Below are 12,136 nucleotides of genomic sequence, written 5' to 3' on the forward strand. Positions count from 1 at the left end.
GGGGTCCGCGGATGGAAAGAAACCGTGGGCGTCCCGTGATGCGGCACGTAGATTGATGGCCTGGGGAATGGCGGCCGGATGGCCGCCGGATGCCTCCCTCCAGGAGGAGGTGAACCATGAAAACGCGGCATTGGACGCTCGTGGCCGTGCTGCCGGCGATGCTGCTGGGCGCGTGCTCCGGGCCCGGAAAGCCGTCGCTGGGCAAGCCGGTGCAGCCCGCGGTGGTGAACGTGGCCAACAACGGCTTTGCGGACGTGACGGTGTACGTGCTGCAGTCGGGGATGCGCTGGCGGCTGGGGACGGTGACCGGTCTGTCGCGCGGCCGCTTTCCCCTGCGCTTCTCCCACGACGTGGGCGACGTGTACCTGCTGGCGGATCCGGTTGGCGGGGCGCGCGGCTACCTGAGCCCCGCGGTGCGCGTGCAGCCGGGCACGGCCGTGGACCTGCGGCTTCACACCACGCTCAGCATGTCGAGCGTATCCGTCTGGGGCCACTGAGCACGGCGGCGGTTCCTCTTCCGGGGCGGGCGCGTACCCTCGCGCCGCCCCGGACCCTTTTGCTGACCTGGTCCATCGAATCGCCCGCCTTGCTGCGCCTGGACGACGTTCTCGCCCGCATCCCCGCCCGCCCCGACGCCGCCGGGCTGGTGGCCGGCTTCATCCCCCCGCCGCGCTTTCGGGCCAAGCGCTTCAGCGACTACCGCCCCGACCCGCGCCACCCGTCGCAGGCCGCGGCCGTGAAGCGGCTGCGCGCCATCGCGGCGGAGCTGGAGGGCGCGGGGGGTGGATGGAAGCGGCTGCGCGCGGCGTTCGGAGGGGTGGAGCGCGGGTCGGGGGTGTACCTGGATGGCGGATTCGGGGTGGGCAAGACGCACCTGCTGGCGTCACTCTGGCACGCGTCGCCGGGGCCCAGTGCGTACCTGAGCTTTGACGAGCTGGTGTACGCCATCGGGCTGCTGGGGGTGGACGGCGCGCGGCAGGCGTTCCAGGGCATGCGGCTGGTGGCGGTGGACGAGTGGGAGCTGGACGATCCCGGCAACCTGAAGCTGGCGATCGCCTTTCTGCGCGGCGCGCTGGCGGACGGCATCCGCGTGGCCACGACGTCCAACACGATCCCGGACGAGCTGGGGCGCGGGCGCTTCGACCAGAAGAACTTCAAGACGGAGATCGAGGAGCTGTCGTCTGCGTTCGAGGTGCTGCGCGTAGAGGGCGAGGACTACCGCCACCGCCGCTTCGAGGCGGACCCCGGCCGCGCGTACTTTCTGGACGATGCCTCGATGGACCGTGCCCGCGCCGCCGCCGGCCCGCGGTCGCTGGCCGTGTCGTTCGATGAGTTGATGCGCGGACTGGGGGAGATCCATCCCATCCGCTTTCACGCGGTGATCGACGCGATCGACGAGCTTTTGCTGGAGGGCGTGCGGCCCATGGCGAGCCTGTACGAAGGCCTGCGCTGGGTGCACTTCATCGACAAGCTGTACGACAACGCCGTCCCCTTTGCCGCTTCGGGGGACGCGGGGCTGACGGAGCTGTTTCCGGCGGAGTGGCTCACCGGATCGTACGGCAAGAAGTTCTCGCGCTGCCTGTCGCGCATGGAGGAGATGCTGGGCGAACGCCGCGCCGGGCTGGTGGCCGCTTCGTCCGGCTGAGGTGCGGGGCAGAGCTTTAAACAATTGCCTCACACAGAGTTAACAGAGTCAACAGAGTTTGATCATCGCGCCGAACAAACTCCGTTGACTCCGTTAACTCCGTGTGAGGAATTCCTTTTCTACTTACGCAGCGACTTGGGTGGGCCCAGGATCTCTGCCATCAGCAGCGCGCGGCGCAGGGCCCCGGGGTCGCGCATCTCGTCCAGAAGGCCGTGGCGCGCGGCGGAGCCGGCGGAGTGGCCGTCGACGTACTTGCGGTGAAATCGCTCGTGCTCGGCCTCCCAGTCCACCTCGTGCTCCAGCGAGACGGCCGCGCCGGGAAGGGGCCGCACCGCCACCGACCGCTCCTCGATCACCTCCAGCGCCACCACCTCCACCGGCGCGGTGCCGCCCGCGTCCAGCTCCGTGTCGCCGGCCAGTTCGTCCCACAGCAGCTCCGACGAGCTTTCCTCGGCGGCGGTGCGCGCGGGGAGCACGGCGGCGGGCGCGGGGCCCACCATCCGCACCTGTTCCGACTGCGACAGCGCGTACCAGTCCGTCACCGTCGGCTCGCCGGGAGGCGGAAGCTGCTTCGCCTTTGCTCCCTGCGCGGTTTTGACCACCGACCAGATGAACCAGCCGATGAACAGCAGGACCAGGAACTCCATGGATCAGCTCCCGCCCGACCCGGCGTTGCCCGAGGCGGGTCCCGCGGGGGCGGCCAGCGCGCGGCGCATGGAGGTGTCGCTCTGCATGTTCTGGATGCGAGTGTAATCCATCACCCCCAGGTTGCCCTTGCGGAACGCCTCGGCCATGGCCAGCGGCACCTGCGCCTCGGCCTCTACCACGCGGGCGCGCATCTCCTCCACCCGGGCGCGGTTCTCCTGCTCCAGCGCCACCGCCATGGCGCGGCGCTCCTCGGCGCGGGCCTGCGCGATGCGCTTGTCGGCCTCGGCCTGGTCCGTCTGCAGCTCGGCGCCAATGTTCTTGCCCACGTCCACGTCGGCGATGTCGATGGACAGGATCTCGAACGCCGTTCCCGCGTCCAGCCCCTTGCTAAGCACCGTCTTGCTGATGTTGTCGGGGTTCTCCAGCACCGCCTTGTGGCTGGACGCCGAGCCGATGGTGGACACGATCCCCTCACCCACGCGCGCCAGGATGGTTTCCTCACCCGCGCCGCCCACCAGCCGGTTGATGTTGGCCCGCACCGTCACGCGGGCGATGGCGATGAGCTGAATGCCGTCCTTGGCCATGGCCGCCACCCGCGGCGTGCTGATGACCTTGGGATTCACCGAGGTCTGCACCGCCTCCAGCACGTTGCGCCCGGCCAGGTCGATCGCCGTGGCCTGCTGAAAGTTGAGGGTGATCCCCGCCTTTTGCGCCGCGATCAGCGCCTGCACCACCCGCTCCACGTTGCCGCCGGCCAGGTAGTGCGCCTCCAGCTGCGTCACGTTCAGCGGCAGGTCGGCCTTGTGGGCGGTGATGAGCGGATGGACGATGCGGGCCGGGTTCACGCGCCGCAGCTTCATGGCGAACAGCCGCGTAAGCCCCACGTACACGCCCGACGACACCGACTGGATCCACAGCCCCAGCGGGATGAACTGCAGAAAGATCACGATGCCGATAAAGGCAAGGAAGATCAGGAACAGCGTGGATGCGAGGGGATCCATCGTCGTGTCTCGGTCCGGGGGATCAGGGCCTGCGCCGGGTGGCGAAAGGCGGCGCCGCGACGGTCGCTCCGCCGGGTGCGGAGGCGTCTACGTGCGTGGGATGAAATAAGTTGCGAGTTGCTGCTGCTCCTTCTCCGTCCACCGAAGGAGCGCTACTCCGTGGGCGCCTCGTCCGGCGGCGGAGGGAGAGGGATGGCGCGCACCACGTGGCGGTAGCCTTCCGCGCGAAGGACGCGGACCGGCGAGCCGGCGGTGATCCATCCCGCCTCGCTCACCACGTCCAGCCGCTCGCCCGCGATCTCCGCCGTCCCCGCCGGGCGCAGGTCGGTAAGCGCGATGCCGTCGATCCCTTCCAGCTCCGGGCGCGGCAGCGCGGCGATGTACCCCTCGTCGCGGCGCAGCATGCCGCCCAGCAGCGGGTCGCCGGCCTTCATCCGTGAATACAGCCCCCACCCCGCAACGCCCACCAGCGTAGCGCTGGAGATGACCGCCCCCACCGCGATGGCCACGTCCGCCACTCCGGGAACGGGTCCCATCAGGGAGAGTGCGATGCCGGCAAGCACGGCCAGCAGCCCCAGCAGCGCCGCCAACCCGTGCCCGGGGATGAGAAAGACCTCCACCGCCAGAAAGAGCAGCCCGGCGATCACCATCAGCACGGGCATCCACGACGCCAGGCCCAGCGCGCCGGCAAAGCGGACCGGGCTGGCGTGCGCGGCGGCGGGGACCATCGAGAGCAGGGCGGCGAGGGCGAGGATCGGTCGCATGGGTGCGGTGCGGAACGGAAAGCGTTGCGAAAGACAAGTCTACACCGGCGGAGCGCCGCTTCCAAGTGCCGCGCTCAGCGCTCCGCCGGCTCGATCCACTTTTCCGCATCCGGAGGGACGAAAGCGTGCATTCGCTCCACCAGCGTGGCCGGGTCCGTGTCCTCCAGCACCATGGCGCGGTGGTGCGGGCGGATGAAGCCCTCGTTCACCCCGTGGTCGAACATCGCCAGCAGCGCGTCGTAGTAGCCCAGCACGTTCAACAGGGCGCACGGCTTGGGGTGAATGCCCAGCTGCGACCAGGTGATCACCTCGCAGAACTCCTCGAACGTGCCGTAGCCACCCGGCATGGCGATGAACCCGTCGGAAAGGTCCGCCATGAGCTGCTTGCGCTCGTGCATCGACCGCACGACGTGGAGCTCGGTGAGCCCGTGGTGCCCCACCTCGCGCCGCAGCAGCGCCTCGGGGATCACGCCGATGGCCTCACCGCCGTGGGCCATGATGGCGTCGGCCACGACCCCCATCAGCCCCACGTGCCCGCCGCCGTACACCAGGCCGATCCCCCGCCCGGCCATCACCCGCCCCAGCGCCTGGGCGGCGGCGGCGTATTCGGGACGCAGGCCGGGGCTGGACCCGCAGAACACACAGATTCGCTTCACGTTCGTTTCCCCGCGGTAGATCGTAAAAGGCCCCGCCCGGAGCGCGTCCGAGCGGGGCCCCTGTGCACCACCCCCGGAACGGCTTCAGTGGGCGCCGGTGTGGCCGGAGTCGGCGTGAGCGGCGTGGCTGGTGTCCGTCGCCGGCGCGGTGGCGGGCGCGGCCGTGGGCGCGGTGGTGGATGGAGACGCGGGCGTGGTCGTGGCCGGCGCCTGCGTGGGTGCCACGGCCGGCTGCACGGCCGGATCCGATCCGCCCACCATCTCGGTGGTCAGCGGCGGGGGCGGCGCGGCCGCGTCGTTGACGGGTGCGTCCTGCTGCGCGGGATCGGGCTCGCGGGCGCACGCGCCGAGCGCGGCAAGGCTCAGGGCGGCTGCGCAAACCAGGGCAAAACGGGCCATACGTCCTCCGGTACGAGATGATGCGGGTCAGGAGCGGCACAGCATACGACCCGCCGCCTCACGCTGGCAACCATCCCCATTTATCCGCGTCCGAAAGTCCGCAGTCCTCGCGATCCGCACAGCACCCATCAGGGCAGACTCCACCAGAAGAATGCCTCACACGGAGTTAACGGAGTCAACGGAGTTTTTACGTGGTGTCTTCCTTCACCTTCCTCGTGAGGTAACGCATGGTTGATGGAGACTCACGCAGAACAAACTCCGTTGACTCCGTTCACTCCGTGTGAGATCCAGTCAGAAATGCTCAACGCCTGCACACATGCATCGGCCCCGCTCCGAAGATCCGGAGCGGGCCGATGTTCATCGAGCGAAATGCGCAACTAGCGGGCGGCCGCCAGCTCCTCGCGCTCCTTCTTTGCCGCTTCGACCAGCTTGGGCACCTCGTGCTGCGGCACCTCCTCGTACGCGTGGAAGGTGCGTGTGTGGGTGGCGCGGCCCTGCGAAAGCGAGCGCAGCGTGGTGCTGTACTTGTACAGCTCCGACTGCGGCACCAGCGCGCGCACCCGCTGGTTGCGCCCCGCCGGCTCGATGCCCAGGATGTGCCCGCGCCGCTGGTTCAGGTCGCCGATCACGTCGCCCAGAAAGTCGTCGGGCGTAAAGACGTCCACCTGCATGATCGGCTCGAGGATCACCGGCTGCGCCTTCTCGGCCGCGGCGTGAAAGGCCAGAATGCCGGCCATCTTGAACGCCTGCTCGCTGCTGTCCACCGTGTGGTAGCTGCCGAAGTATACCTCGGCCTCGAAGTCTACCACCGGGTACCCGGCCAGGATGCCGCGGGCCGCCGCCTCCTGCACGCCCTTGTCCACGGCGGGAATGTACTTGCCGGGGATGACGCCGCCCACGATGGCGTCGGTGAACCGGTAGCCCTCGCCGCGACTCAGCGGCTTGATGCGCACGTGCGCGTCGCCAAACTGGCCACGCCCGCCCGTCTGCTTTTTGTGCTTGCCCTGGGCCTCGCTGGGCGCGCGGAAGGTTTCGCGGTAGGGAATGCGCGGCGCCTTGACCACCACCTCGACCCCGTTCTTGCGCTTCAGGCGCTCCAGCTGCACCTCCAGGTGCAGCTCGCCCAGGCCGCGCGCGATGGTCTGCCCCAGCTCGGCGTTGTACTCGGCGCTAAAGCAGGGGTCCTCCTCGTGCAGCTTGTGCAGGCCCACCGCGAGCTTGTCTTCTTCGCCGCGGGTAGAGGGCTCCACCGCCACGGCGATGTCGGGCTCGGGGAACCGCACCCCGGCCAGCACCAGCGGATGGCCGGCGGAGCTGAGCGAGTCGTTGGTGTGCGTGTCCTTGAGCTTGGCCACCACGCCGATGTCGCCCGCGCGCAGCCCGTCCACCTCCAGCCGCTCACGGCCCTGGGGGATGGAAAGGTGCGACAGCTTTTCGGCCTTTTCGCGCGTGGCGTTGTACACCTCGGCGCCGTTGTTCACCGATCCGCCCAGGATGCGGAAGAACGACAGTTCGCCTACGTGCGGCTCGCTGGTGGTCTTGAAGACCAGCGCGGCAAACGGGTCGCTGTTCAGGTTGCGGATCTCCACCACCGTGTCGTTGCGGCCCTGCGCCAGCTCGGCGGGGCGCTCCTGCGGGGACGGCATCAGCTCCACCAGCTTGCTCAGCAGCGCGCGCACGCCCCACGTCTTCGTGGGCGCGCCGCAGAACACGGGGACCAGGTCGCCGCGCAGCATGGCCTGTTTGAGCGCGTGCAGCGCCTCGTCGCGGGTGATGGTGTCGCCTTCCAGGTAGTGCTCCAGCAGCGTGTCGTCGGTGCTGGCGATGGTCTCGATCAGGTCGTCGTAGTACCTGTCCACCATGGGCTGCAGGTCGGCGGGAACGTCTTCCTCGTCGTAGTCGCCGGTCTGGGTGTTCTCGTGGTAGAAGTGCACCTTGTCGCTGAACAGGTTCACGATCCCCCGAAAATCCTCGGCCGTGCCGATGGGCACCTCCACCGGGATGGCCTTGGGGGTAAGGTGCTCGCGGATGTCCTGGTATACGCGCTCGAAGTCGGCGTTCTGGCGGTCCATCATCGACACGAACAGGATGGCCGGCAGGTTCCTTTCCTGCACCAGCTCCCACACCCGCTCCGTCCCCACCTCCACGCCGTTTACCGCGCTCAGGCACACCAGGGCGCCGTCGGCCACGCGAATGCCGGCGCGGGTTTCGCCCAGAAAGTCCAGGTAGCCGGGGGTGTCGATGAAGTTGATCTTGGTCTCCATCCAGGCCGCGTGGGCCACGGAGACGTTCATGCTGATGCCGTGGCCGGTTTCTTCGGGGGTGAACATGGTGAGGGCGGTTCCGTCATCCACCGACCCCTGGCGCTTGCTGCTGCCGCTGGTAAAGCAGCACGCATCCACCAGGGTCGTCTTTCCCGATCCGCCGTGTCCCACCACGCACACGTTGCGGATGCGGTCCGTTGTGAAAGAGGGGGCTGACGCCATGTTCACCTCCGGAGCTTGGGGGAGGGTTGCGGGGGCCGGCCCGTTCCATAACGCGGGGCGGCCATCGTCACAGATGCGCGGCGGGCGCGCGGGCGTCAAGGGTTTCCCTCCGGGCTGGGCCACGGAGCAACGCGCTCCCCACGGCGGGCGCTGCGGAGAGGGGCGAACCCCATTCGTCACACATCGGTGACTGGATACCGGGCGACGCAAAAAACGTACGGCAACGATCGCGGTGGAACGTGTATCCTGTTCTGTCACGCCTGGAGAGACACCGGCCGCTGCAAGCGTCCCGCTCCTTCGGATCCTCGTGGTGGGGATGGTTCTCCAGATCGCGCATCAGGTGGTGTGATGGGCTCGCCGCGGTGCGCTGCGGAAGCTCATCCGCCGATCCTCATCCCTCCCCAAAAAACGCGGATGGCCCCCTGCCGCATTCCACCTTCCTCCCCGTTGCCGACGCCCCGACGAAAGAGTGTGCCTCGCCGACAGGGCCCCCTGCACCCGACATCACAGATCCAGTCTTCACCGCGAGAACTGAGGAAGCGGCACGACACAACTCTGTTGACCCTGTTGACTCTGTGTGAGGCCAAATCTTTTTGCGGACTCAGGGGACATCGGGATGGCTCCGCGTGACGCCCAAGGCTCTGTATCGTCAATGCGTATCACGTGCTGGGAACGGTGGATGAAAGACGGATGTTGCGCGGAACGGATACCGCGATCATCTTTCCGCCGGGCCACTCCCAGACACTCCGCACCCGGCCCGATCCCGCGTAGCGTCTTGCGCGCACCGGACGGCCGCTCGCAGTCCGCTAGCCCCTTCCCTCGCCCTCCGCGCCGATCCGCCCATTTTTCGTTCCGGACGGCCTGTACTTCCCCAGCCATCGAGAATCAACGTGCGCCGTATCCACTCGTTCATCGTCCTCCTTCTGCTCGCCGCCGCCGTGCCGGCCGATGCCCAGCGCGCGGGCGAGGCGCCGCGCCGCCCCCGGCTGACCGCCGGCGCCGACAGCAACGACGCCCGGGCCTACATGCAGCTCGCCGAGCGCAGCCTGGCCGACCGGCCGCGCGAGGCCGCCGACGCGTTCTACTGGGCGTCGCAGCTCAACCCCACCCTGGCCGACGCGCTGTACGGGCGGTACACGGCGCTGCTGATGGCCGACCCGCGCCTGCTGGTGCCGTACTGGGATGGGGAGCGGCGGCTGGCGCGAAACCCCCAGGTGATCATGCTGGACTCGCTGTACTTCCGGGCCCTGACCCTGGACCCGCTGCTGTACCGCAAATACGAAAGCTCGCTCTTTCGCCTTTACACGGACACGTGGATCCGTGAGGCGTTTGATCGCGGTGGCCTTCACAGCGCCACTGACGCCGACAAGGCCCGCTTTGTCCAGCAATGGCTGCAGGAGTCGGGGCCTTACGTCCGCGCGCGTGAGGCGTACGCCGCCGGCCGCTTTGCCGACGCCCTGCGGCTGTACAGCGACGCCATCAGCCAGGCCCGTCGCAAGTCGTACCTGCGCACCGAGCGGGCGCGGCTGCATGCGCACATGGGCAGCATTCCCGCCGCGCTCACCGACATGGCCGAGGCGCTGCAGGAAAAGCGGCGCGAAGACGACAACCAGCGCGAGCTGGTGCACCTGTACGAAAGCAAGGCGCTGCTGGAGCACGGGATCGGGATGCTGCACGAGCGCAACAACGACCGCGCGGCCGCCCGCGAGGCGTACGGCCGCGCGCTGACGGAGGACCTGAGCTTCTATCCCGCGCACGTGCGCATGGGTGCGCTGGCGCTGGCGGAAGGCAACGCCGAGACGGCCGAGGCGGAGTACGCACTGGCGGCGCAGACCAGCAACGAGCCTTCGGTGATCTACACCTACGGCGCCGTGCTGGCGCAGACCGGCAAGTTCGACGAGGCCGCCGCGCAGTTCGAGCGGGCGAGCCAGGCGGCGCCCCACTACCCCGACCCGTACTTCGGGCTGGCGATGGTGCGCGACGCGCAGGGCAACGCCACAGCCGCCGCCGAGGGGTACCGCAACTTTCTGCAGCGCGCCAGCCGCGCCCACGGACGCCGCGCGCACGCGGAGCAGCGGGTGCAGGCGCTCGCGGCCGGAGCCACGCCGTGAGGGCGCGGATGAGGGCGCTGGTGGCCGCGGCCGCGCTCCTGGCCGCCGTCCCCGCCGCCGCGCAGCCGTCGGGAGCCACACGCCCCCGCACGGCGTACGAGGACCTGCAGATGTTCAGCCAGGTGCTCAACCAGATCCGGGTGAACCATCCGGACTCGGTGGACCAGCACCAGATGTTCATGGCCGCCGTGCAGGGGATGGTGAACGCGGCGGACCCGCACTCGTACGTCATCCCCGCCGCGCGGCTCTCCCCCGAAAAGGAGCAGCAGCTGCGCAGCCGGCGCCTGCACCCGGTGCCGCTGAACTTTTCCTACGTGGGCGGCCTCCCGGTCGTAGCCAGCGTGGCGCCGGGGACCGCGGCCGCGCGGCAGGACATTCTGCGCGGCGACGTGCTGGTGGCGGTGGATGGCGCCGCGGTGCTGGCGGAAAGCCCGGTGGAGCTGGAGGTGTTCCTGGCCGGCGCCCGCGGCTCGCAGGTGCGGCTGACGTTCGAGCGCGAGCGCGCGGACGGCACGCGGGTGGAGCTGGAGCGCACCGTGCGCCGCGAAGAGGGCGACGCCGAATCCGCCGTCCCCGTGGTGATGATGCTGGACGAGCAGACGGGCTACATCCGCGTCACCACCTTCATGAACGAGCGCACGGCCGAGGACCTGCACGCCGCGCTGGGCAAGCTTGAGGGCGAGGGGATGCGGCGGCTGCTGCTGGACCTGCGCGACAACGGCGGCGGCTCGGTGGCCGAGGCCACGCGCGTGGCCAGCGAGTTCCTTCCCGCCGGCGCCACCGTGTACATGAGCGACGGCCGCAAGGCCGAGGTGCGCGACAGCGTGGTGGTGCGCCGCTCGTTCTGGCGGCGCGAGCGGGTGTACCCCATCGTGGTGATGGTGAACGAGGGGACGGCCAGCGCGTCGGAGCTGGTGGCGGGCGCGCTGCAGGACCACGACCGCGCGCTCATCGTGGGCCGGCGGACGTTTGGCAAGTCGCTGCTGATGCAGGGCTTTCCGCTCTCCGACGGGTCCATCATCATGATGACCATCGGCCACGTCAAGACGCCGTGCGGACGGGTGATCCAGCGGCAGTACCGCGAGCTGCGAGGCGCGGACTACTACCGGATGGCGCGCGCCGCCCGCGACACCGCCGGGCTCCCCAGCTGCCGTACGGCGGGCGGGCGCACCGTGTACGGCGGCGGCGGCATCTACCCCGACGTGGTGATGCCCGAGGCCGAGCCGGCGCCCCTGTGGCTGGCGCGCCTGGCGGAGAACGCCGTACAGACGCGCTGGATCGGCGCGCACCTGACCGAGAACGCCGGGGCCTACACCACGGCGGAAGCGCTGTCCGCCGCCCCGCGCCTTCCCGACGCCGCGCTGGCGCAGTTCCGCGCCTTTGCGCAGCAGCAGGGCCACACCGTCCCCGCCGGCGCCGAGGCCGACCGCGCCCTGCAGCGCCTGCTGGTCCCCGAGATCGCGGGGACCAAGTGGGGCTCCGCCGGCTACTACCGCGTCCTTGCCGCCGTCGACGAGCAGATCGGCGCGGCCGTGAGCGAGTTCGAGCGCGCGAACGCCATCCTGGGCACCCGCAGCGGCCAGCAGTAGGCAGACGAACAAAGGCCAGGGTACAGAGGAACGGAGAACAGCCAGAGGAACAGAGAAAGATCAGGATCGGCACCTCTGTTCCTCTGGCTTTTGCCTGTTCCTCCGTACCCCATCCTTAGTTCCATGTACGAACGCGAAAAAGCCCGCCCCTCATCTTCAGGGGCGGGCCTTTCCAACGTACTTTCGTACCCTCGTACTTTCGTACCTTCTTACAGTCCGAGCATCCGCTCCACGCGCGCTTCCAGCGACGGCTTTGTGGCGCCGGAAAGCGCGCTCTCCAGCAGGTCCGCCAGCTCCTCGGCAAAGTCCGAGGGGTGGCGGCGCTTGATGCGGACCAGGGGCGCAAAGGCCAGCATTACCGTGCGCGGGCGGTCCTCGTCGTCGTCCGCGTCATCGCCCTTCCACGACTCGGTTACGCCGCCGGTCTGCCAGGGCTCCAGCTCCTGCTCGCCGCCCTCCTCCGCCTCGGCCACCATGCCGGGGGGAAGCGCCTCGACCGGAATGGTGAGCCCCACCATCGCCTGGATCTCCTTGTCCGGATCTTCCGGCTCCTCGGCCATCAGCCCCAGGCGCACGGGGCCGCGGATTACCTGGTGCAGGATCACGATGGTCTCGGGCGGCAGAAACGCCCGGAACGACGGGCTCTCGTTGCCATCCGCGTAAAAGGCGACCGGGATGAGGGAAGAGTCGTCGGACAGCAGTCCTTCGGGCTCTACCTCGCGCATCTCCAGGTCGACCGCCTCGTCCCGAAGGTAAACGTGCATCTTGTTTCCCGAAGCTCCCTTACGCTAACGCCGGCCCGGCCGGTTTCGGTGAATCCGCATCTGTTGCACGGTT

11 protein-coding genes are annotated in these 12,136 nt (G+C 69.1%); 4 read left to right on the plus strand and 7 right to left on the minus strand.

All coding sequences use genetic code 11. The features are described 5' to 3' along the window. Positions 1–116 precede the first annotated feature (116 nt). Positions 117–497: a hypothetical protein gene (locus ACOJUJ_RS06750; RefSeq protein WP_420126089.1), complete on the plus strand. Its 381-nt coding sequence runs from the start codon at positions 117–119 to the stop codon at positions 495–497. A 59-nt stretch (positions 498–556) separates the two neighbouring features. Beyond that, positions 557–1,645, plus strand: coding sequence for a cell division protein ZapE (gene zapE, locus ACOJUJ_RS06755; protein WP_420126090.1), 1,089 nt, complete (start codon positions 557–559; stop codon positions 1,643–1,645). Positions 1,646–1,764: 119 nt separating this feature from the next. On the opposite strand, the gene ACOJUJ_RS06760 is transcribed toward zapE, so the two are convergent. The 6 genes from ACOJUJ_RS06760 to fusA form a co-directional block, all read right to left on the minus strand. Next, complete coding sequence (locus tag ACOJUJ_RS06760; protein ID WP_420126091.1) at positions 1,765–2,292, minus strand: hypothetical protein; 528 nt, start codon at positions 2,290–2,292, stop codon at positions 1,765–1,767. 3 nt (positions 2,293–2,295) lie between these two features. After that, positions 2,296–3,294: a flotillin-like protein FloA gene (gene floA, locus ACOJUJ_RS06765; RefSeq protein WP_420126092.1), complete on the minus strand. Its 999-nt coding sequence runs from the start codon at positions 3,292–3,294 to the stop codon at positions 2,296–2,298. A 152-nt stretch (positions 3,295–3,446) separates the two neighbouring features. After that, complete coding sequence (locus ACOJUJ_RS06770) at positions 3,447–4,058, minus strand: NfeD family protein (RefSeq protein WP_420126093.1); 612 nt, start codon at positions 4,056–4,058, stop codon at positions 3,447–3,449. A gap of 74 nt (positions 4,059–4,132) precedes the next feature. Then, positions 4,133–4,714: a TIGR00730 family Rossman fold protein gene (locus tag ACOJUJ_RS06775; protein WP_420126094.1), complete on the minus strand. Its 582-nt coding sequence runs from the start codon at positions 4,712–4,714 to the stop codon at positions 4,133–4,135. 84 nt (positions 4,715–4,798) lie between these two features. Further along, on the minus strand, positions 4,799–5,113 hold the full coding sequence (locus ACOJUJ_RS06780; RefSeq protein WP_420126095.1) for a hypothetical protein: 315 nt from the start codon (positions 5,111–5,113) through the stop codon (positions 4,799–4,801). A 377-nt stretch (positions 5,114–5,490) separates the two neighbouring features. Further along, positions 5,491–7,599 carry an elongation factor G gene (gene fusA, locus ACOJUJ_RS06785; protein WP_420126096.1) on the minus strand — a complete coding sequence of 703 codons (2,109 nt, stop codon included), beginning with the start codon at positions 7,597–7,599 and terminating at the stop codon, positions 5,491–5,493. Between the two features lie 890 nt (positions 7,600–8,489). Between fusA and ACOJUJ_RS06790 the strand changes: the two genes are divergently transcribed. Then, positions 8,490–9,710: a tetratricopeptide repeat protein gene (locus tag ACOJUJ_RS06790; protein ID WP_420126097.1), complete on the plus strand. Its 1,221-nt coding sequence runs from the start codon at positions 8,490–8,492 to the stop codon at positions 9,708–9,710. An 8-nt stretch (positions 9,711–9,718) separates the two neighbouring features. Then, the gene (locus tag ACOJUJ_RS06795; protein ID WP_420126098.1) at positions 9,719–11,299 is read left to right on the plus strand and encodes a S41 family peptidase; all 1,581 of its coding nucleotides are present in this window, start codon (positions 9,719–9,721) and stop codon (positions 11,297–11,299) included. Positions 11,300–11,508: 209 nt separating this feature from the next. On the opposite strand, the gene ACOJUJ_RS06800 is transcribed toward ACOJUJ_RS06795, so the two are convergent. Next, on the minus strand, positions 11,509–12,063 hold the full coding sequence (locus ACOJUJ_RS06800) for a hypothetical protein (RefSeq protein ID WP_420126099.1): 555 nt from the start codon (positions 12,061–12,063) through the stop codon (positions 11,509–11,511). Between the last annotated feature and the right edge of the window lie 73 nt (positions 12,064–12,136).

Source organism: Longimicrobium sp., from assembly GCF_048594345.1.
Taxonomy (GTDB): Bacteria; Gemmatimonadota; Gemmatimonadetes; order Longimicrobiales; family Longimicrobiaceae; genus Longimicrobium.